The 23396-nt window shown below is 51.5% G+C and carries 27 protein-coding genes and 3 pseudogenes; 23 read left to right on the top strand and 7 right to left on the bottom strand.

The window, feature by feature from the left end; translation table 11 throughout:
• Positions 1 to 14: 14 nt before the first annotated feature.
• Positions 15 to 1076 (bottom strand): spore photoproduct lyase, encoded by a 1062-nt coding sequence (gene splB, locus ACHHV8_RS20780; protein WP_395161174.1) that lies wholly within the window; start codon positions 1074 to 1076, stop codon positions 15 to 17.
• Between the two features lie 227 nt (positions 1077 to 1303).
• On the opposite strand from splB, the gene mntR reads away from it, so the two are divergent.
• Together mntR and ACHHV8_RS20770 are read left to right on the top strand one after the other, a co-directional pair.
• Positions 1304 to 1726, top strand: a complete 423-nt coding sequence (mntR, locus tag ACHHV8_RS20775; RefSeq protein WP_395161172.1) for a transcriptional regulator MntR — start codon at positions 1304 to 1306, stop codon at positions 1724 to 1726.
• Positions 1727 to 1926: 200 nt separating this feature from the next.
• Positions 1927 to 2911, top strand: a pseudogene (locus tag ACHHV8_RS20770) (patatin-like phospholipase family protein).
• Positions 2912 to 2951: 40 nt separating this feature from the next.
• Here ACHHV8_RS20770 and ACHHV8_RS20765 read toward each other — a convergent pair.
• Entirely contained in the window at positions 2952 to 3236 is a 285-nt protein-coding gene (locus tag ACHHV8_RS20765; RefSeq protein ID WP_395161170.1) for a hypothetical protein, read from the bottom strand.
• 29 nt (positions 3237 to 3265) lie between these two features.
• Positions 3266 to 4147 (bottom strand): DUF1385 domain-containing protein, encoded by an 882-nt coding sequence (locus ACHHV8_RS20760; protein ID WP_395163576.1) that lies wholly within the window; start codon positions 4145 to 4147, stop codon positions 3266 to 3268.
• A 220-nt stretch (positions 4148 to 4367) separates the two neighbouring features.
• Here ACHHV8_RS20760 and ACHHV8_RS20755 point away from each other — a divergent pair, with 220 nt between their 5' ends.
• The 7 genes from ACHHV8_RS20755 to ACHHV8_RS20725 all read left to right on the top strand — a co-directional run bounded on the left by ACHHV8_RS20755 (position 4368) and on the right by ACHHV8_RS20725 (position 9951).
• Positions 4368 to 4877: a YqhR family membrane protein gene (locus tag ACHHV8_RS20755; protein ID WP_395161168.1), complete on the top strand. Its 510-nt coding sequence runs from the start codon at positions 4368 to 4370 to the stop codon at positions 4875 to 4877.
• A 111-nt stretch (positions 4878 to 4988) separates the two neighbouring features.
• Positions 4989 to 5435 carry a type II 3-dehydroquinate dehydratase gene (aroQ, locus tag ACHHV8_RS20750; RefSeq protein ID WP_395161166.1) on the top strand — a complete coding sequence of 149 codons (447 nt, stop codon included), beginning with the start codon at positions 4989 to 4991 and terminating at the stop codon, positions 5433 to 5435.
• Between the two features lie 4 nt (positions 5436 to 5439).
• Positions 5440 to 6513, top strand: coding sequence for a M24 family metallopeptidase (locus ACHHV8_RS20745; protein WP_395161164.1), 1074 nt, complete (start codon positions 5440 to 5442; stop codon positions 6511 to 6513).
• 74 nt (positions 6514 to 6587) lie between these two features.
• On the top strand, positions 6588 to 7145 hold the full coding sequence (gene efp, locus ACHHV8_RS20740) for an elongation factor P (protein WP_395161162.1): 558 nt from the start codon (positions 6588 to 6590) through the stop codon (positions 7143 to 7145).
• Positions 7146 to 7442: 297 nt separating this feature from the next.
• On the top strand, positions 7443 to 7916 hold the full coding sequence (locus tag ACHHV8_RS20735) for a VanZ family protein (protein ID WP_395161160.1): 474 nt from the start codon (positions 7443 to 7445) through the stop codon (positions 7914 to 7916).
• 116 nt (positions 7917 to 8032) lie between these two features.
• Positions 8033 to 8608, top strand: coding sequence for a histidine phosphatase family protein (locus ACHHV8_RS20730; RefSeq protein ID WP_395161158.1), 576 nt, complete (start codon positions 8033 to 8035; stop codon positions 8606 to 8608).
• Between the two features lie 86 nt (positions 8609 to 8694).
• Positions 8695 to 9951, top strand: coding sequence for an aspartate kinase (locus ACHHV8_RS20725; protein ID WP_395161156.1), 1257 nt, complete (start codon positions 8695 to 8697; stop codon positions 9949 to 9951).
• A gap of 11 nt (positions 9952 to 9962) precedes the next feature.
• Here the strand turns inward: ACHHV8_RS20725 and ACHHV8_RS20720 are convergent, their stop codons facing one another.
• From ACHHV8_RS20720 to comA, 3 genes are all read right to left on the bottom strand, one after another.
• Complete coding sequence (locus tag ACHHV8_RS20720) at positions 9963 to 10427, bottom strand: DUF441 domain-containing protein (RefSeq protein WP_395161154.1); 465 nt, start codon at positions 10425 to 10427, stop codon at positions 9963 to 9965.
• 92 nt (positions 10428 to 10519) lie between these two features.
• Entirely contained in the window at positions 10520 to 11233 is a 714-nt protein-coding gene (locus tag ACHHV8_RS20715) for a 2-phosphosulfolactate phosphatase (RefSeq protein WP_395163575.1), read from the bottom strand.
• Between the two features lie 47 nt (positions 11234 to 11280).
• Positions 11281 to 12105: a phosphosulfolactate synthase gene (gene comA / locus ACHHV8_RS20710; protein WP_395161152.1), complete on the bottom strand. Its 825-nt coding sequence runs from the start codon at positions 12103 to 12105 to the stop codon at positions 11281 to 11283.
• Between the two features lie 159 nt (positions 12106 to 12264).
• On the opposite strand from comA, the gene ACHHV8_RS20705 reads away from it, so the two are divergent.
• The 10 genes from ACHHV8_RS20705 to ACHHV8_RS20660 all read left to right on the top strand — a co-directional run bounded on the left by ACHHV8_RS20705 (position 12265) and on the right by ACHHV8_RS20660 (position 18524).
• Complete coding sequence (locus tag ACHHV8_RS20705) at positions 12265 to 12531, top strand: DUF2619 domain-containing protein (RefSeq protein WP_395161150.1); 267 nt, start codon at positions 12265 to 12267, stop codon at positions 12529 to 12531.
• A 69-nt stretch (positions 12532 to 12600) separates the two neighbouring features.
• A complete protein-coding gene (gene spoIIIAA / locus ACHHV8_RS20700) occupies positions 12601 to 13731 on the top strand; it encodes a stage III sporulation protein AA (protein ID WP_395161148.1) in 1131 nt (376 codons plus the stop codon).
• Positions 13725 to 14183: a stage III sporulation protein AB gene (locus tag ACHHV8_RS20695; protein ID WP_395161146.1), complete on the top strand. Its 459-nt coding sequence runs from the start codon at positions 13725 to 13727 to the stop codon at positions 14181 to 14183. Before spoIIIAA ends, ACHHV8_RS20695 begins: the two co-directional genes overlap by 7 nt.
• Positions 14149 to 14244 carry a hypothetical protein gene (locus tag ACHHV8_RS20690; protein ID WP_395161144.1) on the top strand — a complete coding sequence of 32 codons (96 nt, stop codon included), beginning with the start codon at positions 14149 to 14151 and terminating at the stop codon, positions 14242 to 14244. The genes ACHHV8_RS20695 and ACHHV8_RS20690 overlap by 35 nt, the downstream gene beginning before the upstream one ends.
• Positions 14245 to 14313: 69 nt before the next feature.
• Complete coding sequence (gene spoIIIAC, locus ACHHV8_RS20685; RefSeq protein ID WP_094013427.1) at positions 14314 to 14517, top strand: stage III sporulation protein AC; 204 nt, start codon at positions 14314 to 14316, stop codon at positions 14515 to 14517.
• Between the two features lie 16 nt (positions 14518 to 14533).
• Positions 14534 to 14923 (top strand): stage III sporulation protein AD, encoded by a 390-nt coding sequence (gene spoIIIAD, locus ACHHV8_RS20680; protein WP_395161141.1) that lies wholly within the window; start codon positions 14534 to 14536, stop codon positions 14921 to 14923.
• Between the two features lie 139 nt (positions 14924 to 15062).
• Complete coding sequence (spoIIIAE, locus tag ACHHV8_RS20675; protein WP_395161139.1) at positions 15063 to 16184, top strand: stage III sporulation protein AE; 1122 nt, start codon at positions 15063 to 15065, stop codon at positions 16182 to 16184.
• Between the two features lie 27 nt (positions 16185 to 16211).
• Positions 16212 to 16952, top strand: a complete 741-nt coding sequence (locus ACHHV8_RS20670) for a stage III sporulation protein AF (RefSeq protein ID WP_395161137.1) — start codon at positions 16212 to 16214, stop codon at positions 16950 to 16952.
• 31 nt (positions 16953 to 16983) lie between these two features.
• Complete coding sequence (spoIIIAG, locus tag ACHHV8_RS20665) at positions 16984 to 17622, top strand: stage III sporulation protein AG (protein ID WP_395161135.1); 639 nt, start codon at positions 16984 to 16986, stop codon at positions 17620 to 17622.
• Between the two features lie 59 nt (positions 17623 to 17681).
• Entirely contained in the window at positions 17682 to 18524 is an 843-nt protein-coding gene (locus tag ACHHV8_RS20660; protein ID WP_395161133.1) for a SpoIIIAH-like family protein, read from the top strand.
• A gap of 132 nt (positions 18525 to 18656) precedes the next feature.
• Here the strand turns inward: ACHHV8_RS20660 and ACHHV8_RS20655 are convergent.
• Positions 18657 to 20114 (bottom strand): annotated as a pseudogene (locus tag ACHHV8_RS20655) (IS1182 family transposase).
• A 204-nt stretch (positions 20115 to 20318) separates the two neighbouring features.
• On the opposite strand from ACHHV8_RS20655, the gene ACHHV8_RS20650 reads away from it, so the two are divergent.
• The 4 genes and pseudogenes from ACHHV8_RS20650 (at position 20319) to ACHHV8_RS20635 (ending at position 23343) form a co-directional block, all read left to right on the top strand.
• Complete coding sequence (locus ACHHV8_RS20650; protein ID WP_395161131.1) at positions 20319 to 20546, top strand: spore germination protein; 228 nt, start codon at positions 20319 to 20321, stop codon at positions 20544 to 20546.
• A gap of 259 nt (positions 20547 to 20805) precedes the next feature.
• Entirely contained in the window at positions 20806 to 21297 is a 492-nt protein-coding gene (gene accB, locus ACHHV8_RS20645; protein WP_395161126.1) for an acetyl-CoA carboxylase biotin carboxyl carrier protein, read from the top strand.
• A 142-nt stretch (positions 21298 to 21439) separates the two neighbouring features.
• A pseudogene (accC, locus tag ACHHV8_RS20640) lies at positions 21440 to 22799 on the top strand (acetyl-CoA carboxylase biotin carboxylase subunit).
• A 133-nt stretch (positions 22800 to 22932) separates the two neighbouring features.
• Positions 22933 to 23343, top strand: a complete 411-nt coding sequence (locus tag ACHHV8_RS20635) for an Asp23/Gls24 family envelope stress response protein (protein WP_395161124.1) — start codon at positions 22933 to 22935, stop codon at positions 23341 to 23343.
• Positions 23344 to 23396: the final 53 nt, after the last annotated feature.

Raw genomic sequence — 23396 nt, 5'->3', positions numbered from 1 at the left:
GCGGTATAGCTTGATCAGGTAAAATAATCTATATTCGCCTGAGGAAACTTGTCAAAAATTTGCTCGGTAATGAATTCGCGCAGCGCGGTGGCTTGTTCGTCCGGGTATACATACTTGCCTTGTCCCCAGCGGCCCCATTTATACTTGCGCTTTGTTTCGTCCAGCTCGAGCTTGGTCTTCGGATATCGCTGCTGGATAACGGTTTTAGCGGTTTTCGTAAACCGGTGCTGGATCAATTCGAACGTTAAATCAGAGGCGGCTTCCTCCGGGAGCGCCTCTTTTAATTTGACCAGCAGCTCCTGATAGCCGTCCTCCCAGCCTTCGTGCCATATGATCGGAGCGATAATAAAGCCGAGCGGGTATCCGGCTTGCGCCACTTTGCCCGCGGCGGTAATCCGCTCATAAAAGCTGGAGGTCGCAGGCTCGAAATTTTTGATCACATAATCCGCATTGACGCTGAAACGGAACCGGGTATGCTTGTTATGCTGAAGATGAAGCAGCGGTTCTACGTGATGAAACTTGGTGACGAACCTTAGGCGTCCCAGCGGCTCTTTTCCCATAAATTCAATCAGCTCCTGCAGGGAGCCGCTGATATGCTCCAGCCCTACCGGATCCGACGTACAGGCCGCCTCGAACCTTGTGATTTCTGGCGCCCGCTCCTCGATATACTGCTTGGCCGCTTTCATAATATCGTCGGTGTTAACGTAGACTCGAATATAAGGCTTGGCCCCCAGCGTCGTTTGAAGATAGCAATAATGGCAGTGCGCCATGCATCCCGTTGCAATAGGTATCGCATATTCAGCGGACGGCTTCGACGTATCGAACTTCAGCGTCTTTCGGATCCCGACCACAAGCGTCCGCTTGGCGATACGGTACTTCTCCAGATCGCTTTCGCCCGGGAGATTCGTAATCCGGTTATGGGAGGTTGTCATATGAATGGGAAGTCCCTGCTGCTTGGCCCATTCCAAAATTTTTTGGCCCTTGGGATAATTCAGCGCATCCGGTTCAAAATAAACGAGCTCGGGAACGAAGACTGCAGTTTGGCGCAGCGGCGGGTCTAGCGTTTCAATAGGCATATACGGCCTCCTGTAAGGTCATGGTGCGCTTTTGGGCGTTATACTTGCAACGGTTCTGTTGACTGTGATATAGTAAAAGGCGCTTATAATGACCCTATTGTGCGCCGATGCGCTTCGGTTCACACGTGGAAAATAGTTAAACAGCTGCCTGCGCTTGATTCTTAGGATCTTATATGGCGGATGAAATACATATCAAGGTTTTTGATGATGTTCGGGAGGAAAGCGGAATGGCTACGCCAAGTATGGAGGATTATCTGGAGCGGATTTACAAGCTGATCGATGAGAAGGGATACGCCCGCGTGTCCGATATCGCCGAAGGCTTAGAGGTGCATCCATCCTCCGTTACCAAGATGATCCAGAAGCTGGATAAAGATAATTACCTTATTTATGAAAAGTATCGCGGCTTGGTGTTGACCTCGAAAGGGCAAAAGATGGGAAAACGGCTGGTAGACCGCCATCAGCTGCTTGAGCAATTTTTGACGCTGATCGGCGTCTCTGAAGATACGATTTATCAGGATGTAGAAGGGATCGAGCATCATTTGAGCTGGGATTCGATTACCTGCATCGAGACGTTAATTGAATATTTCCGGCGCGATCCGTCTCGTACTGAAGAGCTGATGAAGCTCAAGAAAGAGATGGATGAAGCTTGATCCCAGGCATTCGACTTTATTGTCGGATGCTTTTTTATTTCGCGCTCCTTATCCGTACCGTCTCGGGAGGCTTGCTCTACCTGTGAGCTCTAAATAATCGACATTTATTATCGCATACGAACAGGCACTAGCCGCATACATTTCGGAGGAATAGATGCATTCGGTTCGCCGGATTCTTGTGGGGGCGGGGAGTGGTTTGTATGAAAATAAACGCGGTATTCGAAGGCGGAGGGGTCAAAGGGATTGCCTTGACAGGTGCGGTGCAGGCTGCCGAGCGCAGAGGCTTGAGCTTCCATCAGGTAGCCGGAACTTCGTCAGGGGCCATTGTAGCCTCTCTGGTTGCTGCAGGATATACGGCCGAGGAAATGAAGCGGGTGATAATGGAAACCCCCTTCAGCGCTTTTCTGCAGCGCTCGAAGGTGTTCGACACGAAAATTATCGGCCCTTCCTTGCGGTTGTTTCTGAAAAAGGGCCTGTATTCCGGCGAAGCGCTGGAATATTGGATGCAGCAGCTGCTGCTGGCTAAAGGGATCCGCACTTTCGGCGACCTGAAGCTGAATCAGCTGCGCATTGTCGCATCCGACATTACACAGCGCAAGCTTCTCGTGCTGCCGGACGACATTATTCAGTATGGCATCAATCCGCTGCAGTTTCCGATTGCCAAGGCGGTCCGGATGAGCACGAGTATTCCGTACTTTTTTGATCCGGTCATTCTCCGCAAATCCGCCGACAAACGGCGTCCAAAAGAGAAATTTATAGACCAATTCGTCTATATAGTAGATGGCGGGCTGCTAAGTAATTTTCCGCTTTGGTTATTCGACCAGGACAATATGTCTGCGCTGGATCAGATGATTCCCACTATCGGCTTTCAGCTGGTCGGGCGCGGCAGCGGCAAGCCGAACCAGATTTACGGTTCCGATCTCGATGTTCCGGGCTTTATTCTCGACGATGCTTGATGCCCATGATGATCGGTATATCGAGGAGGTGAACCGATTCAGAACGATCAAGATTCCGACGCTCGGCGTCAGCAACACCGATTTTCATATCACCAATGAGGAGAGCTTGAAGCTGTTCGAGGCGGGAGACAAGGCGGGAGAGCTGTTCCTGAACAAATGGAAGCTGTCCGATTACAAGCACAAATACATGCAGCATGTGCTGCGTCCGCGGCACACGGTTATCCGATAGCATGCAAAAAAAGACGGCGATGCGTTCGCCGTCTTTCGTTTTAATGATATTTGGGAGGTTCGTCCGAACTCCCTTTGTTTCCGTCAATGACCCGGAACGTTGCGTTGCGCGTCCGTTTTCCCTGCGTGCGGGAGCTGGAGCTGGCGGAACTGCTGTCTCGCCCGGAGGAGCCGGGTTTTCTCCAAGTGCTGGGCGGGAATTTGTAAAGCAGGAAGATGACCCCGAATACCAGGATAGGAATGATCAGCGTCAGCGCTTTGGAGGCGACGCCGATCAACGCGAGTCCCAGTATGATATACGTTGCGGCAGAATATCTCTTTTTCATCAGAAGCAGTCCCTCCTTTGAATCCTGATTTATGCCCTTGCTTGCTGGTCAAGCTCTCTCATCCGGTTAAACGAGGCGATGGATACTTCCACCATAGCGTCGTCGGGCTGCTTGGTCGTTAGCATTTGCAGCCAAAGCCCGGGGTATCCAAGGTAGCGCAGCACGGGAACCTCGCGGAGGCTGTTGGTAAACCGGAGCACTTCATAGGAAAGACCGATGACGAGAGGCAGCAGAATGAGCCGCTGGATGATACGTTCGATAAACGTGTCATATTGGAAGAAGGAGTAGACGACAACCCCGACCAATACGGTAAATACGATAAAGCTGCTGCCGCAGCGGTAATGCAGCGTGCTGAACTTCTGCACGTTGGCTACGGTCAGCTCGACGCCCGCTTCGTAAGCGCTGATCACCTTGTGCTCGGCGCCGTGGTACTGGAACAGCCGCTTGATCATCGGCGTGAGCGAGATGAAGTAGATGTAACCTACCAGCAAAATAATTTTGATAAGTCCTTCAAGCAGATTGTGCCCGATCTGGTTCGCAAACAGCTTGGAGAACAGCAGCTGCTCAATGATAGGAGGAATCAGGGTAAAGACGAATTTCCCGAACAGAAATGACAGAATCCCTACGACGGCCACACCCAAAATCATTGAAATTTTGCCTGCAACCGACTCTTTCTGCTCGACGGCCTTGTCCTGCTCGCTTTCTTCGCCTTCCGCGAACGTTTCCGCCGAGAAATTCAGATGCTGGGCCCCTTTGGCACTGGCTTCGATAATTCCGACAATGCCGCGGATCAAAGGAATTTTCTTCAGCATTTGAACCCAGCCGATTTCGGTTTTGGGTACTTCCAAAAAGTGGATCGAATTATCTTTACGGCGAACGGCCGTCACATTCACGCTCTGTCCACCGAACATAACTCCTTCGATCACGGCTTGACCGCCGTAAATCGCACACGGCTGCTCATTTTGCGACAAATAAAACACCTTCTCTTGTTAAGAATATAGGGGCGGTTCTACATTATTGTATCGGATTCAAGAAGAGAATGCTACCGTTTAGGGAACAATTATATGTATATACTAACGGTATCCGGCAGTTGCATTCTACATATTACAACGGTCATACGGGAGGTACAACATGGAGGTTCAAAAAGAAACGATAGACCGCACCAACCGGTGGAAGTTTTCGGTGTATATCGGCCTGTGGGCCGGTATCATCTGGGGGGCCGTCAAAATCATGGAGCATTTCTTCAAATTTACGAGCCTGCCCCCGGGCTTTTTGGTCGAGCCTTTCTTTAAAAGGTCCTTTTTATTGACCTGGAAGGGGTATATGGTCGGCTGGGGCATGTTTATTTTGTTCTCCATCGTGGCTGCGCTGCTTTACACGCTTCTGCTGTCCAAAGTGCCGGGACCCTGGGCGGGCGTGGGCTATGGAGCCATCTGGTGGATGCTGATTTTCCTGCTGATCGGCCCTGTAACTGGGATGATGAACTGGATCGCCTATATGGAATGGAACACGATTATTACCGAGATATGCTTGTTCCTCGTCTGGGGGTTATTTATCGGCTACAGCATTGCGCTGGAGTTTAACGATGAGAGAATACGCGAGCCGTTCGCTCAAAATTCGCACGAGCCTCAGCCGGAGTAGGCTGCCAATCGGCTTGTAAAGCAAAAAATAGTTCTCAAATGAAAGAAACTTATGGTAAAATAGCTGGGTGTGTGGGTTCACACCATTTTGTTTGTGACGGAGGTTCCTGGTTTGAAGCGAATTTTGGTGTTAAACGGTCCGAATTTGAACATGCTGGGCATCCGCGAGCCTGGGGTCTACGGCACAGTGACGCTGCAGGCGATTGAACAGAGGCTTCAACAATTGGCGGAAGAGCTCGGCGTCGAGCTGGAATGCTTTCAGTCGAACCATGAAGGTGCGCTGATCGACAAGATTCACGAGGCGTTCGGCACGAAGGACGGCATCGTCATGAATCCGGGTGCATTCACCCATTACAGCTATGCTCTCCGGGATGCAATCAGCACCGTTCAAATCCCAACCATAGAAGTACATATTTCCAATATCCACAAAAGGGAACCGTTCCGGCACGTGTCGGTTATCGCTCCCGTTGCGCTTGGTCAAATTGCCGGCCTTGGCGTCGACAGCTATGAGCTCGGCCTGCGCGCCATCGTAAACCACCTCAATTCAACGGAGGGATGATCTTATGCAGCAACCGCGTATCGATAAGCTTCGGCTGGTCATGCAAGAGAAGGGGCTGAAGGCGCTCCTGATTACGAATGCAACGAACCGTCTCTATATGACGGGCTTTACAGGATCGGCAGGCTATGTGCTCATTACGGATACCAAGGCTTATCTGCTTACGGATTTCCGCTACATGACGCAGGCTCCGCAGCAGGCGCCGGCTTATGAAGTCGTCGAGCACGCGCCCAAAGCGATGGATACGGTGAAGCAGCTGTTGGATCAGCAAGGGTTGAAGAAGGTCGGCTTCGAACAGAATGATTTGACCTACGGTACTTACCTGGCCACGGCCCAAGCGTTAAGCGGCATTGAGCTGATCCCGACGGACGGCCTGGTGGAGCAGCTTCGCCTTATTAAGGATGCCTCGGAGCTTGCGGTCATGCAGGAAGCGGCGGACTTGGCGAACCGCACCTTTACCCATATTCTGAACTTTTTGAAGCCAGGGGCGAAGGAACTCGACATTGCTCTGGAAATTGAAATGTTCGTTCGGAAGAACGGCGCGGCGTCGACCTCCTTCGAGACAATTGTCGCATCGGGGGAACGTTCGGCACTGCCTCACGGCAAAGCCAGCGATCGCATTCTGCAGTCCAATGAATTTGTCAAAATGGACTACGGCGCTTATTATAAAAATTACTGCTCGGACATTACCCGCACCGTGGTGCTGGGCAAGCCGACGGATAAGCACAAGGAAATCTACAATATCGTGCTGGAAGCGCAGCTGGAGGCCTTGGACAAAATCAGGCCCGGCATGACGGGGAAAGAAGCGGACGCTTTATGCCGCGATGTCATTACCCGCTACGGCTACGGAGATTATTTCGGTCATGGCACCGGACACGGCCTCGGCTTGGAAATTCACGAGGAGCCGCGTCTTTCCAGACTCGGACATACGGTTTTAACGCCCGGTATGACGGTAACGGTTGAACCCGGCATCTACTTGCCAGGCTTCGGCGGGGTTCGGATCGAGGATGATATCGTTATTACAGACACCGGAATTAAAATAATTACACAATCAAGCAAAGACTTTATTGTCCTTGATTAACAACACAACCTGGCAGACGCTGAACGGTCTGACCGTTCAGCGGGCTGCTCACATTTTTAGGGAGGTTTTTTGAAGTGGTTTCAGTTAACGATTTTAAGACAGGCTTAACAATTGAAGTAGACGGCGATTTGTTCACCGTTATTGATTTTCAACACGTAAAACCGGGCAAAGGCGCGGCTTTCGTTCGTTCCAAATTGAAAAACCTGCGTAACGGCAACACGGTGGAACGTACGTTCCGCGCAGGCGAGAACGTTGGACGGGCTCATATCGAGAACCGCGAAATGCAGTATCTGTATGCAAGCGGCTCGGAGTATACCTTCATGGATACCGAAACCTTCGATCAAATCAGCCTTCCGGCTGAACAGCTGAAGTGGGAATTGAATTTCCTGAAAGAAAACATGAACATCAACATCATGAGCTATCAAGGCGAAATTCTCGGGATCAATCTTCCGAACAGCGTTGAGCTGACGGTGACTGAAACCGAGCCTGGCGTAAAAGGAAATACAGCGCAGGGCGCATTGAAAAATGCAAAGATGGAAACCGGTTTGAACGTACAAGTACCTTTGTTTATCAACGAAGGGGACGTGCTTCTGATCGACTGCCGCGACGGCAAATATATTTCCCGCGCTTAGTCCGTTTCGTGTTATGAATAACCGGATCCGTACTTTTCTCTGTGAGAAAGTGCGGATCTTTTTTTTTGACATGATAGAATTGATATGTTATCGGGGTCCCCGCAAAGTACCTGAGTCCGTTTCGAAGCATAGCGTCACTTTGTGGGGTTATTTGATATGTTATCGGGGTCCCCGCAAAGTACCTGAGTCCGCTTCGAAGCATATTGTCACTTTGTGGGGTTATTTTGCCGGGAAAGTTATGATAAGATGAAACGTACAATGCAGTAACAGGGACGGGGAGCGAAGGAGGACTGCCGTATGAGAGGGATCAGCAAAACAGTCCGCCCCCAGCCGAAAAGCCCCTTGAAAGGGTTGGCCTGGTGCGTATTTGTTGGTTACTCCGCATTTATGTTTTATTTGCTGTTCATCGGTTTTGCGCGTTCGAGCCGGCCGGACCAGCGCATGTACAATATCGTGCCTTTCAAGACGATAACGGGATACATAGAGAATTACCAGTATTATAATTGGGACACCTGGATTATTAATTTATTCGGCAACGTAGCGGCGTTCGTGCCTTTCGGCTTCCTGATTCCGCTGCTGTTCCGCAAGGCGAGAGGGTGGCGGACAATAGGCCTCTTGTTCGCCGGGCTGCTGCTGCTTGTAGAGACGCTGCAGGTAACGTTCAAGGTAGGCAGCTTCGATGTAGACGATATTATACTAAACGTGCTCGGAGGCTTGCTGGGGTACGGGATGTACCGGCTTTGGCGCCGCAGCGGCAGCGGCCATATATGATTCCGATTGTACGAACCGTGGTTAAAGACTACTAAGTCTACCACGGTTTTTCTATGATTTAAGACAGGCAGCGACAGCATAAAATATAAAACAACATGAGGCGAGGTGACCCAAGCATGGAGTTGATATTTGTCTCCCACGGTCAGGCGGAGCATACCATGAAGGAACCGGTAAATTATGAGATGGAGTCGCCCGGTCTAACCCGGCTTGGCATCCGTCAGGCCGAGCGGCTTAGAACGGCGCTTCCGCTGACGGAACAGGATGCGGTAATTGTTAGTCCCACCGAGCGCACGCTGCAAACGGCGCAGATTTGGTGCAAAGGCACGGATGCGCTGCGATTCGTGCATCCATTGATCGGGCCGCGCCAATTTCCGCTGCAATACGATTTTCAGACATTCCGCTGTGACCGGACGCTGGAGCTAAACCAGCTTAGGGAGCAGTACAGCCAGTTTCTGCCTGCGCCCGAGGTGCCTGAATATATCTGGCTGCAGGGCATCAACACGGTGCCGGCGCTGCTGTTCAATACGTGGTCTACAGCGTTTCTGAGCTGGTGCGAGCGGCTGGAGAAGCGCAGGGTATACATGGTCTCCCACCACGGCACCATTTCCTCCTACCTGCAGACGATTACCGGAACTCCCTGGAACCAGCATTCCCCGGTCGATGATTTGGACTGGATTCCCCTGTCGGTTTAATCGACATTTTTCTACTTCTACGTTAGGCGCTCTTATGCTATAATTATTCATTGTTATGTAAAAGTTTCGGTAGGGAGTGAACAGCTTTGTCTCTGATAGTAATGAAATTCGGCGGCAGTTCCGTAGGTGATGCGGAACGGATGAAACGCGTAGCCAATCGTGTTGTAGAGAGACAGCGGGAAGGGCACCAATGTGTGGTTGTCGTTTCTGCCATGGGGGATACAACGGACGATTTGATAGACCTGACGAAGCAAATAAGCTCCACGACGCCTCCGGCGCGTGAAATGGATATGCTGTTGACTACGGGAGAACAGGTTTCTGTCGCCCTTCTGTCTATGGCCATTCACAGCTTGGGCCAACCTGCGGTTTCTTTTACCGGCTGGCAGGCAGGCATGTACACGGAACCCGTGCACGGCAAAGCGAGAATTACGGATATTCAGCCTGAGCGTGTCTTGAAAGCGTTAGGCGAAGGCAACGTAGTGATCGTGGCCGGCTTCCAGGGGATGACGACCGACGGCGAGATTACGACTTTGGGCCGCGGCGGTTCGGATACGACGGCCGTAGCTTTGGCGGCTGCGATTCAAGCCGATGTGTGCGAGATTTTCACCGACGTGGACGGGATTTATTCCACCGACCCGCGGGTAGTCAAATGCGCGCGCAAGCTTCCTGAAATTACGTATGACGAAATGCTGGAGCTGGCGAATCTGGGTGCTGCGGTACTGCATCCAAGAGCCGTGGAATATGCCAAAAATTACAATGTGCAGCTGGTGGTCAGATCCAGCTTTAACCATAATGCAGGTACTCAAGTGAAGGAGGAAGCAGCGATGGAGCAAGGAATCGTTGTTCGTGGGATTGCAAGCGATAAGAATGTAGCGAGAATCAGTATTCTCGGAGTGGAGGAAAAGCCGGGCCAATTGGCGAAGGTGTTCACCGCTTTGGCCAAGGAGCAGATCGACGTCGATATTATCGTACAAAGCGGCGTGCTGAACGGTCTCGCCGATTTCTCCTTTACCGTCGCGCTGACAGATAAAGACAGAGCCGTCGATGTCATTCAAGGCATCCGCTCCGAGGTAGGCTTCCGTGAAGTTTCTTCGCAGGAAAATTTGGTGAAGGTGTCCATCGTCGGTGCCGGCATGGTAAGTACGCCGGGGGTTGCCGCTAAAATGTTCGAGGTGATTTCCGATCTCGGCCTGAGCATCAACATGGTCAGCACGTCCGAAATCAAAACCTCCTGCGTGATCGACAACAACCGTTTGAACGAAGTGATTCAAGCACTGCATACTGCCTATGGCTTGGACACTGCGGAGCAAGCGTTTGTCGGCGGGCCGCAGGATCGCCGCTAAGCTAAGCCCCGTCACTTTATCTTATCGAAGATGAAGGTGAACACCTTCAGCAAAAAGGCGGTAATTCCTGCGGCCATCAAAGGGCCGACAGGAATCCCTTTTAGAAAAATAATACCGAAGATCGAACCTATGACCAGGCCCACAATTAATTGTGGGTCTATTTTTAATAGATCGAGCCCTTTTCCGTTCATATAAGTAGCAATGGCTCCGCCGATCAGGGCCAGGATGCCGGGCCATGTCGTTACCATGCTCGTGATGTCCTTGTACGTAATCCGTTCGCTGGCAAAGGGGACTAGCACTCCCATTGTCAAGAACAACAGGCCAAGCTCAAGCCCGCGCCGCTCAATGGTCGGCAAATACCGGTCCAGGCTGATCAGCTTGACGATCAGAAGTACACAGGCTGCTGTGGTGATGATGTGCGAGCGGCCTAACAGTCCTACAATAATGAGAAGTACGAGTAGTATGTCACCGTTCATCGTTTGGTTGCCCCTTGTCTCATAGATTTCTCTCTATGTGTATGAGTAGGGACCCGATTTAGAACAGCGGAATGGACTTGCACCCGCAGAAGCTACCCGCCAAGGATAAGCTTTCCCTCGCGGAGAACAGGCACCAGCGGCACCTGATTCAGCTGCGCGCAGTAGTGGACATCCTCTTCGAAGCCCAGCTTGCACAAGCGCTTCCCGTTGCTCGATTGCAGCAGGGCGCGGGGAATATCGCCTTCGACGTGGCGAAACGCATGCAGCATGCTGAGCCCGAAGTCATTAACGCCCCATTCGGCGCGCTGATGCTGAAAGAGCCGAAGCAGCTCATCGACGAGCTGTCCTGCGCAGAGCCCGTCCTCAAACGCATACACATCCTGGGTGCCGGAGCATAGGATGACGATATCTTTGTTCAGAGCCGCCGCGGCTTCGGCGCAGGCTTTGCCGTTCAGCAGCGATCCGGTGAAGATCGTCGCGGCTTTGCCGGCTTTTTGAATTGCGCGCGTTCCATTAGTTGTCGTGACAATAATGGTTTTGCCCGCGATCCGGTCATCCCTGTATTCGAGAGGGGAGTTGCCGAAATCGAAGCCGGGAATTTTCCGGCACGAACGCTCGCCGCCCGTCAGGTAGTGGGGCTGCTGCAGCTGTTTGGCTTGAAGCACCGTCTCTACAGGATAAATTTCTTTGGCGCCATGAGCCAAAGCGGTCAGCATCGTGCTTGTTGCCCGGAGCACATCAATGACGATAACCGTTTTGTTGGCAAGGTCATCCGCTCGCGCTTCGTTGACGCTGGGGATTACCATAATTTCCACTTATTAAACCCTCCTAAGGCTTTCTTTTGGGAAATCTGCTAGATCTCCCAATCGTTCCACTCGATTTCCTGCCCCAGGTGCAGCGTATCGGAGCGAAGTCCTCTGCGCAGCGCCTCCAACGAAATAATATCCGCAGGAGCGATATTACCCAAATGAATGTCCGGTCCCAGCATGTTCAACAGGTGCACCTGCTGCTCTTTGTGCGGCGCTTCCCACAACAGCAGGCTTTTGCTGGGCACTCTAGTTAATACCATTTCAATCTCCTTGTCTTTACAGCCTCCCTGTTCGTCGAATATGCCCACGCCTTTACCCGATTCCCGTCCTTCAATAGTAACCAAGCTCGCTCCCAGCTCCGAATCGATCAGGACGGTCTCTATCAACTCTTCGATTTCGATCGAGGAGCCCCAGCATTTTTTGCCATATTCGGTGATGACAGTGAAGCCGTCGTTTACAGCCCGGCGAATCAGCTCGCTGCGCTGGCTTCTCGGCATATGGATCGTTCCGTCGGAAATTTCCAGACCGTTGAATCCGAGATAAGAGACCATATCAAAAAAAGTGTCCAGTTTATCCTGCTGGACCGCTACTTCAAGAAAAGTCCCCCCTGGATAAACCGTCATCTGGTGCGACTTGGCCAGGTTGATTTTTCGCTTCAATAATTCGGGGCTGTACAAAGGAGACGTGCCGAAGCCGATTTTCAACATGTCGATATGGTCGCCTGCCGTCTGCATTAAATCCTCAAGAGCGTTCATGCCCAAGCCCTTATCGATAACCATCGTTTGTCCGACGGTTCTTGGTTTGGCACTGCGCTGACCGGTCGGGTCGCTGAGCTTGGGGTGCCACTTGAGATGTGATCTTACCTCCATGTTCTTATCGCCTCGCTGTTAGCAATTTTTGGGTAATTTCTGTGTCATCATATGCAATTGATTTGGGGGTTGTGCCCAGTATGCCTAAAATGAGACGAGCCTGCATAGATTGATAGAGAGGCGGAATGAGGCCGTATTCTTTTCATGGGGAGGAGAACGATGATTAACAAAATTGTATTAAGCATGGCGTCGCTCAGATTGCTGTCCGGCAGTCTTGAAATTATCGCCGCGCTGCTGATGCTTAGGCTGAACCAGATTGATAAAGCATTGATGGTGAATACCGGTCTGGCCATGGTTGGGCCGCTGGTGCTGCTGACCACAACGACCTTGGGGCTGGTAGGGATTGCGGAAAAGCTGTCCTATGGAAAAATGCTGTGGGTGCTTGTCGGAGTCAGCTGCATTTTTATAGGGATTTTGAAAAAGTAGTTGTCATATTAAAGTCGTCCAAGCATACAAATTGAGTATAAAAGATGGACAGCTTGGGGGGATGATGACATGCATTCGCTGCTCCAGCTTTTTTCTGTCCCTTTGCAGCAAATCCTATCAACTCTATCAAGTGAAATACAGCGGCAAGTTCAAGAGATTCGGGTTCGCGAACGGCGCCCGTTGGAAGTCGGATGGGGGGTTCATTACAGCTTTGTGTCCGCCGCAGGCGGTTTATGCGACAACCCGGTGCAGGCGTACGTCCCGTCCAGAGAAGATTGCAGTATCCTGCTTGAGAATTTAACACAGCATTCGCTCTACTCGTTCGAGGAGGAGCTCCGCAGAGGCTATATTACGATAGACGGCGGGCATCGCGTAGGCCTTGCGGGAAGGACGGTGCTGGAGCAGGGAAAGGTCAAGCTGCTGAAGGACGTTGCCAGCTTCAACATAAGAATTGCGCGGGAACATCAAGGAACCGGGAACAAGGTGCTTCCTTATCTGATGGATGACCTCTCACGAAGCGTTCACCACACCTTGGTGGTTTCTCCTCCCCAGCAGGGCAAAACTACGCTCATTCGCGATTTGGCCCGTTTGATCAGCTCGGGGCCGGCCGTTCCGGGAGCAGAGCGGCTGGAGAGAGGCTATAAGGTCGGCATCGTCGACGAGCGCTCGGAGGTTGCCGCTTGTGTCCGGGGAATTCCCCGGTTCAATCTGGGGCCGCGGACCGATGTGCTGGATGCATGCCCCAAAGCGGAAGGAATGATGATGATGATTCGCTCGATGTCACCCGAGGTTCTTATTGTAGATGAAGTCGGCCGTCCGGAGGACGCGGCCGCCATCCGCGAAGCGCTGCATGCAGGCATTCGCGTCATTGCGACTGCGCATGGGAGCGATATGGACGATCTTCGCAAAAGACCCGTTCTCCAGGATCTGATAGAAGAGAACGTGTTTTCCCGAATCGTCGTTCTTCATGGCCGACTCGGCGCCGGAACGCTGGAGGGCGTGTATAATGCCCGCGGCGAAAGGCTGAGCCCCGCTCTCGGCTCCCGGGAAGCGGCCGCCCCGCATCTCCACGGGGCCGGAGAAAGCGTCTCGCTGCGGAAGCGGCCCGGCGGCTTCACGGCCGGCTCCGCGCCGTTGGACTGGACCGGCAATGCCGCGTTTGGCCGCAGCAAAGCGGAAGGAGAGTCCGAACGATGCTGAAGCTGCTGGGAGCCATGCTGATTTTGCTGGCGTTCACGCTGTTCGGGTTTTATCAAGCCCATCAGTTCGCCCGGCGCCCCAAGCAGATTGCCGAGCTGATCCGCTCGATACAAAGACTGGAGACGGAAATTACGTATGGCTTTACGCCCCTGCCTCAGGCGCTGCTGAAAGTCGCCGAGGCTTGTCCGCCGCCGGTCGGCGCTCTGTTCCGTAATGCGGCCGAGGCGCTGGCGAAAGACGGCTGCCGATCCGTTCAGCAGATCTGGCAGGAAGCCATACACAATCAATGGCAGCATACGTCCATGAAAAAGGGAGAGCAGGACATTATCCGTCAGCTTGGATTCACCCTTGGCTTATCCGACAGCACGGACCGAAGTGAAGCACCTCCGCTTGGCGATCCAGCAGCTGCAGGGAGAAATGGACGGAGCCCAAGAGGACCGGAAGCGGTATGAGAGCATGTGGCGCAGCTTGGGGCTTTTGATGGGAGCTCTCCTGGTCATTCTTATGTACTGAGGCGGTGAGAGCGGGGAAGAAGCGTGAATAAGCAGTCGAAAGTTAGAGGCTAGAGGTGAGGTGCAACGAATGAACGTTGATGTGAACGCGATATTTCAGATTGCCGGCATCGGAATCATTATCGCGATGATCCATACCGTCCTGAAGCAGATGGGCAAAGAGGATATGGCGCATTGGGTGACGGTCATCGGTTTTGTGGTCGTGCTGTTCATGGTCGTCAACCTGCTGGACAGCTTGTTCAAGGAAATTAAAACGATCTTTTTATTCCAGTAAATGCAGGTGAGGCGTCATGGAGATCGTACAAATTGTAGGTTTGGGCTTAATCGCCACGATTCTGGTGCTTATCGTCAAAGAACAAAAGCCGATGTTTGCGTTTCTGCTCACTGCCTTTACAGGGATTACCATCTTCTTGTTCCTGATCGGCAAGATCACTTCCGTCATTCAGGTATTGGAGGACTTGGCGCTGAAAGCCAACATCAATCTGATTTTTCTGAAGACGATATTGAAAATTATCGGGATCGCGTACATCGCGGAATTCGGAGCCCAAATCGTTAGAGATGCGGGGCAGGAATCGATTGCATCCAAAATTGAGCTTGCCGGCAAAATTTTGATTATGGTTATGGCCATACCGATCGTATCAGTCATAATCGAGACCGTCGTCAAGCTGCTGCCCGCCTGATTCTTTTCTGAAAAAAAAGCTCTGTACCAGGAGTTGAAGCTTATGACGCGGCACCGTGATCCAAGAAGCGGCTTGCAGCTTCCGAATCTAGCCTTTCGAATGTTACTGGCCCTGATGCTTTTTCTGGGAGGGGCACGCGATGCTTGGGGGAGCGGCCGACGCCGCGACTCCGGTAGAGCAGCTCGTGAAGGAGCAGGCGGAGAGGCTTCAGCTGGATCCTGTCGAGCAGTACTGGAACCAGCTGATGCAGAAGTACGGCGGTTATTTTCCTGAGAATAAAACGCCTACCTTGATGGAGCTTCTGACGGGGACGAAGAAGGTGGATATGTCCTCGATCTTTTCCGCAATATTCCGTTATTTCTTTCATGAGCTGATGTACAACGGCAAGCTGCTCGCATCCATTGTCATACTAACTATTTTCAGTATGCTGCTGGAGACGCTGCAGAGCTCCTTCGAGAAAAATACGGTGAGCAAAGTCGCTTATGCGATTACCTTCATGGTGCTTATGATTATGGCCATCAACAGCTTTAGCGTCGCCATAGGCTATGCCAAGACGGCAATTACCGACATGATTCATTTTATGGTTGCGGTGATTCCGATTCTGCTGACCCTGCTTGCCTCTATGGGCAACGTCGTTTCCGTATCCGTGATGCACCCGTTAATCGTGTTTATGATCCATGCGGTAGGTACCGCGATTTATTTAATCGTCTTTCCGCTGCTGTTCTTTTCCGCAGTCCTGCATATCGTCAGCTCGTTATCGGACAAATACAAGGTCACACAGCTGGCCAACCTGCTTCGAACGATCAGCGTCGGCTGCCTTGGCGTATTCGTGACGGTATTCCTCGGCGTCATTTCCGTACGGGGAGCCGGCAGCGCAGTCGCAGACGGCGTCACCATCCGGACGGCCAAATATATAGCCGGCAATTTTGTTCCGGTAGTCGGGCGGATGTTCTCCGATGCTTCCGAAACCGTGATCGGCGCCTCGCTGCTCGTCAAGAACGCGGTCGGTCTTGCCGGGGTGGTCATCATCTTGATGCTGTGCGCCTTTCCCGCTCTGAAAATAATGGCGCTTGCCTTCATATACAACATCTCCGCTGCGGTCATGCAGCCGCTGGGAGATAACCCGATGATTGCATGTTTGGAAACAATTGGAAAAAGTCTGATTTATGTTTTCGCCGCCTTGGCGGTCGTAGGCTTGATGTTTTTTCTGGCCATAACCATCCTGATTACGGCGGGCAACCTCTCCGTCATGATGCGTTAAAGTCGGCCGGGAAGCGGAGGGGATTCCATGGATTGGCTGAGCGGCTGGCTGAAATCGATCATTCTTATCGTTTTGCTGGCGACTTTTGTGGACATTCTGCTCCCCAGCCAGACGATGCAGCGGTATGTCAAAACCGTCATGGGACTATTTATCCTGCTGACGCTGCTTACGCCTTTATTCTCTATCTTCGAAACGAAGGGAACGATGGATCAAATGCTTTCCCAAGCGATGAAGCAAACGACGGCAAACGGATTGAAATTGTACGCTTCCGATTCCTCCAAGGGAAGTCCGCCGGAGATGGAGACGCTCAACGCGATTGAGCAGCAGGCGGAGCAGCTGAAGGCCCGGCAGGAGGAGCAGTCTCAGAAGCTGCTGCAGCAGCAAATGAGCGCTTTGATGAAAAAGTCGATAGAGCAAAACGCCGGGGTTAAGGTACAAAGGGTGGATGTCGAGACAGCTAAAGATCGCCAGGGACAGGTCGTTATTCAACACGTGGCGGTTACCGCATCCGTGCAGGAGCCTGCCGGTCAACAGGCGAAGCCGCAGGCCGGCGCGTCTCCGCCCATCACGATTGAACCGATGAAGCCTGTCGATATTCAGATCCGGCAGCCTGTTCAAAGCGATTCAGCCGATCAGGCGGCAGCGGCGGCCGGGAGCTCCGGGTACGAGAAGGAGCAGACGCAGATCCGGATGCTGCTGAACCGGGAATGGCAAATTCCGGCGGATCAGGTCAGCGTCAGCATCCAGCCCGGCAAAGTGAAATCTTAACCTGACCGGTCCTGGAGAGGGAGGTGAGCGAATGGGAAGTTTCATGAAATGGATGGAGAAATGGCTGGGCGGAGGCCCGAACGGAACGAAGCGGGTGACGACCTTCCGTTGGCTGCTGCTGCTCGGCTTGGCTGGCGCGGGGTTTATGGTTCTCAACTCTTTTATTACGGTAAAGGACGTTGATCCCATTAGCGAAGGCCGCGCTTCTCCGGATCCTCCTGCACAGTCTGCCTTTAAAGGGGGGGCCTCCAGTAAAGAACAGAGCGCTTTTAAAGACTATGAGGATGCCTATGAATCACAGCTGAAAGAGATATTATCGAAAATCGTAGCGGTCGGCGAGGTAGAGGTGATGGTTACGATTGAATCGACAGAGGAGATTACGGTCGACCACAACACGAAGGAAACGCAGCAGGTCACCAACGAGAAGGATGAGAAAGGCGCAACGCGTCATATTACGAACGTTACCCGGGATGGGGAAGTCGTTCTCTACGAGGTTTCCGGCGGTAAACAGCCGCTTGTTCTAAAAACGATCAAACCGAAAATCAGGGGAGTTGTCGTCGTTGCCACAGGTGCTGAGAACTTAACCGTCAAAAAAATGATCACCGAGGCTGTTGAACGCGGTTTGGATGTACCGGCGCACCGCATTTCGGTACTGCCGCGCAAACAGTAGCGGCCGCAGCACTCAAACTTCCTAATTTCTTAGAACTTAATTTGAGGAGGAACCTATTCATGAACGCGAAAAGACAAACGATTTGGCTTGTTTCCATGCTGAGCTTGATGGTTGTGTTATCCGCTTACTACTTGTTCACCGAGGATGTGAATAACCTGCAGCTGTCGACAGCGACCGACACGAAGGCGGAAGCCGGAACTGCATCGCCGTCCGTAAAAGAAATCGTTGTGAACACCAACGACCTGAACGGCAAGCAAGCGCCGGCCGACACGAATGCCGCTTCCAAAACGGGTGCAGCCGCTGCGCCGGATGCCAAGCAGCCGGCTGCCAACACCGCGCCGGAGCAAAAATCGAGCAGCACGAAAACGGACGAAAGCTCGAAAGCGAAACCGGATGAAGCGACAGGAGCCAAAACGGATACAAAAACGGAAGTAAAAACCGACGCCAAGGCCGATGTGAAGACGGATGCCAAAGGAGATCAGCCTGCTTCTGCGACCGCTGTCTCCGCTGCCGATGCCAAAGTATTGCAGCAGGTGCAGACCCAAGTCAAATCGGGTCAAGGGTACTTTGACAGCCTGGTCATGCAGCGCAACGAAAGCTTATCGAAGCTTTCCGAAAAATGGCTGACCATTCTTGCCGATCCGAAGCAAACGCCCGAAGCGGCAGCCAACGCCGAAGCTGAGCTGAGAAAAATTCAGGACAACGAAGCCAAAGTGAGCGATCTGGAAGACGCGTTGACCAAAGACTTCGCTAATGCGATCGTTACCCAGGACGCCAATAAGTGGAAGGTCACCGTTCAAAGCGATAATCTGCAAAAAAGCCAGGCCGTCAGCATTGTAGAAAAAGTGATGCAGGAGCTGAGCGTCGGTCCTGAAAGCATTGTAGTTACTTACGTGCCTTAAGTTTTTAGCGAAGAAAGGGTCCGGCTAAGGCGAGGCCACTGAAGAACTAAGCATTGTGGGCAAAAATTTTTGAACCAACAAAAAGACAGCCAATCGTCCGGTATTTGGATGGTTGGCTGTCCCTTTTTGGTGCTAATTTTGATCTTTTAATTTCAAGATTCGTTTTAAATTCACGGCGAAGATGGCCATAGCACCTTGTAGCTCCATACCTAATAGGCCCGAGGTTGTGGCTACATCGTACCCGTGCCGGTGTTTGAGTTCGCTGTTCTTCGCTTCAATTTTGTATTGTTCTTTCGCCTTCTCTTTATAGGCTTCGCTTTCCTGGAAAGCCATTTGCTCCATATGCACGTTAGATTTTATGCTGACGGAGTAGGATTTGCTCTTCGCGCCTTCCTTGTAGCAGCCTTCTTTGAGCGGGCATCGTTTACACTTCTCTACGTCAAAATAATACGTGTCCGTTTGGTTTGCTCCAACGCCTTTCTTGCCCTGACGTGCTTTTCGAATCGCGAGATGACCGGCTTTGCAGACATACATGCCCGCATCTTTATTGAATTCAAATTCGTCTTCTTTCTTCCGCCCGCCTTGTGTAATTTGAGGATTGAGCTTAGAAATTAACGTCAACTCGTGCTCCTTACTATACAGCAGGTTGTCCTTCTATGAGTAAGCCGTGTCCCCAATGACCGTTTTGACCTCCATACCAGCTGCTTGGCTCTTCTCAATGAGCATCTGCAATTGTTTCCCATCATTCTTCTCACCCGTTGTTACAATGGCAGCCGTAATCATCCGTTCTTCCGTCATCGCGAGATGTGTTTTGTAACCAAAAAATGAGGAATCTGCCGTTTTGTGACCTACTCGCGCATCGGAATCGTTTTGCTGTTGCAGTCGTTCCGTATCATCCTGCACCGTTTCCTTTAGCAGATTGAGCGGCTCCAGAACTTTGGGGATTTGGGCGATACCAGACTTGGTTTCAAGAAACTGAATCAGGTTGTTGCAGTAGGCTAATTCATCTTCCAGCACATCGCTCACATTCTTGGCGGGGAGCTTGGCTTTCATGGATTCGTATACGGCGTAGATGGCTTTTCGCAGTTTGCGAGCGCGGTCTTGAAGTACTTCACGAGGCGTTTGTTGGTTGTAGCGCGCTTTCGTATGTGTCGCATCTACAATGATGGACGTGCTTTTCAGGATACCTTGCTCGATCGCGATCATGACCGTTTTCCCGATCAGGAGATCCAGCATATTCGTGTCTTTCAACCGCAGTTTGCGAAATTTTGTTAATGAACTCGCATCAATCACCGGATCTTCCGGCGCCATGTTCAAGAAATATTTAAACGACATATCATATCGGGAACGTTCCACAATATCGACGTCGGAAAGGTCAAAAATCGCTTTGAGCAATAGATATTTAAACATTCGAATGGGATCAATCGCATTGCGGCCGTTATGCAGACAGTACTTACTTTTCAATTCTTCATAGATGAATGAGAAATCCACCAACGCATTGATTTGCCGCAGCATGTTGTCCTTGGGCACCACAATATCGTAAAGCGCCGCGTAGGGGCTCATCATCAGTTCCTGCTGTTGTTGAATCATTCCATCACTTACTCTCTCCTATTAACTCTATTATAAAGCAAAAAAGGAGCAAGCTCCTCAAGAAAATGAGTGCTTGCTCTTGGTTAACTTTTTCAGTGGCCTCGCTGAGGCCGGGCTCTTTTTGTTAATCCGGTGGCATTTGGGCGTAAACCCCATACAATGTATGGTGAACGTTAATTCAGTGGAAGTGGAAGAGGTATGCCTATGCCTTCAATTGTCGGTAATATTAAAATAAACAGCGTCAGCCAAGGGTCTAATGTTCAAATTGGCGACACGGCGAGTATTACCCTGTCCAGTTCCTCCAAGAACTACGGCGGAGCTGCCGCGTTTTCTCCAGGGGATGCCTTCGGAGCCGTATCGAACAACCAGGCAAGCAGTACCAATACCATAGATCCGGATTTGATAGACGGTTCCAGCTCGAATGTGGTGTAGCCATGCGGAGGAGCCCAATCGGACGAAGTCCCCGTGTTCCTTGTCAGACAGGTGTGCGGGGGTTTCTTTATTACTTAATAGTGTGCGGTCCGGAAGAACGCAGAGTTCTCCTATGAATGCGCTTTGGTTGAAAGTTAAAGGGGCAGCTATCCTGTAAAAACAAGCTTTTTCACATTGGAAGAAGAAACTCTTCCTTTAGAACTACTTTGTGTTATAATAACAACGTCGTTGTTTCACCATCGTTGAAGGAGTGAATCTAGTGTTTAAACTAAGCGAAATTAAAGAATTGATCAAATTGATCGATGAGACCTCTCTCCAAGAGTTGGAAATTCAAAATGAAGGCTCCCGCCTTTTCATTCGTAAACCTAATAAAACGGAATCCGTTGTCGTGACGTCTGTACCGGCTCAGCCTACTTACACGCAAGCGGCAGCTGCTCCGGTTGTACAAGCTGCCTCGACGGTCAGCACTTCGTCGGCTCCGGCGGAAAGACAGCCGGCGGTGGACAGCAATCTACATACGATCGCTTCTCCGATGGTCGGAACGTTCTATGAATCCCCGTCTCCAGGCGCGGCGTCTTTCGTTTCGAAGGGCAGCAAGGTGAAAGAGAAGTCCGTCGTCTGCATTATTGAAGCGATGAAATTGATGAATGAGATCGAAGCCGAAATCAAGGGCGAAATTGTAGAGGTCCTTGTGGAGAACGGCCAGCTGGTTGAATACGGCCAGCCTTTATTCCTGGTAAGACCGGAGTAAGAAGAAAGCTTACGAAGAAAGCTTTGCTTTACAGCAAAGCTCAGCAGAATGCTTACGAAGCCAGTTTTGCTTATAGCCAAACTCAGAGTAACGCTTACGAAGAAAGCTTTGCTTCCAGCAAAACTCGTAGGAGGAGAACCCATTGAAGTTTCAAAAAGTACTCATAGCCAACCGCGGTGAGATCGCCGTGCGCATCATCCGGGCCTGCCGTGAAATGGGCATTTCCACGGTAGCCGTCTATTCCGAAGCCGAACCGGGAAGCTCTGCACGTCAGACTTGCGGACGAGGCTTATTGCATCGGACCTACGCTGTCCAAGGACAGCTACTTGAATTTAACCAACATCATGAGCGTCGCGACCTTGACCGATACGGATGCGATTCATCCGGGCTACGGATTTCTGGCCGAGAATGCCGATTTCGCAGAGATCTGCGAAAGCTGCAACGTTACGTTTATCGGGCCTTCGCCCGATGCGATCAGCCGTATGGGCGATAAATCCGTGGCTAAGCAAACGATGAAGGATGCGGGCGTTCCTGTCATTCCGGGCTCCGACGGGCTTGTAGAAGATATGGACGAAGCGATCCGGCTCGGACGCGAAATCGGTTATCCTGTCATTATCAAAGCTACCGCAGGCGGCGGCGGCAAAGGGATCCGGATCGCGGAAGATGAGGAGATGCTCATTCAGCAGATCACGACCGCCCAGCAGGAAGCGCAGAAGGCGTTCGGCAATGCGGGCGTTTACCTGGAAAAATATTTGACGGGCATGAAGCACGTCGAAATTCAAATATTGGCCGATAAGCACGGCAATGTAGTTCATTTGGGCGAACGCGACTGCTCGGTACAGCGCAGACGCCAAAAGCTGGTCGAAGAAGCGCCTTGCTCCACCCTTACGCCGGATATCCGGGACCGTATGGGAGAAGCGGCAGTCCGCGCGGCCCAAGCCGTTAATTATTCGGGAGCCGGGACGCTTGAGTTCCTGCTCGGCAACGACGGACAGTTCTATTTCATGGAAATGAATACGCGTATCCAGGTAGAGCATCCGGTGACCGAGCTGATTACCGGTATCGATATTATCAAGGAAATGATCCGTGTTGCCGAAGGAGAGCCGCTTTCTTTCTCGCAGGAAGACGTGCAGATCAACGGCTGGGCGATCGAATGCCGCGTCAACGCGGAAGATTCGACTCGTAACTTTATGCCGTCGGCCGGACAAATCCAGTTTTACCTGCCGCCGGGCGGCTTCGGTGTTCGTGTCGACAGCGCCGCTTACCCGGGATATACGATCTCGCCGCATTATGATTCCATGATTGCGAAGCTGATTGTGTGGGGCAAGGACCGCGACGATGCGATCCAGCGGATGAAGCGGGCTTTATCGGAGTTCACGATCGAAGGCATTCATTCGACCATCCCGTTTCACTTGAAGCTGATGGAGCATAAGAAATTTATCGCCGGCGATTTTGACATTAAATTCCTGGAAGAGCATGATGTAGACGATCCGAATTCGTAATTCGTCGTTTGTCATATTTTTTGGAAAATGGTATAGTAGACGATAAGACAAGTTTTGTGAAAATGCGCATATGCATAGAGAGAAGCAGGTAACAGTGCTTGATTCGCACAAAACTTCCAAGGAGGATCCGTTTATGACGATCGTTGCAGCCGATTATGAAAGAACCGAGATGGGGACGATTCAAATTGCCCCTGAGGTTATCGAAATCATTGCAGGGATGGCTACAATTGAAGTTCCAGGCGTTGCAGGGATGAGCGGAGGATTTGCCGGCGGAATCGCCGAGCTGCTGGGACGCAAAAATTTGTCCAAGGGCGTGAAAGTGGACGTCGGGCAAAAGGAAGCGGCAATTGATGTGTCCATCGTAATTGAATTCGGTACCCGTATTCCCGAGGTTGCTGCCGGCGTACAGCAAAATGTAAAGCATGCGATTGAATCCATGACCGGATTAAGCGTAGTTCAGGTCAATGTGCATATCCATGATGTAATTTTCAAGGGATCGGACAAGGTGGAAGAGATCGAGGTAGCGCCTAATCGAGTCAAGTAGAACACGTTAATAGAAACTTGGCAAACCCCCTTCGGCTGGCTGTAAGGGGGTTT

This window comes from Paenibacillus sp. TAB_01 (genome assembly GCF_043945595.1).
GTDB lineage: Bacteria > Bacillota > Bacilli > Paenibacillales > NBRC-103111 > Paenibacillus_S.
This window is presented reverse-complemented; position numbering and strand designations above follow the sequence as displayed.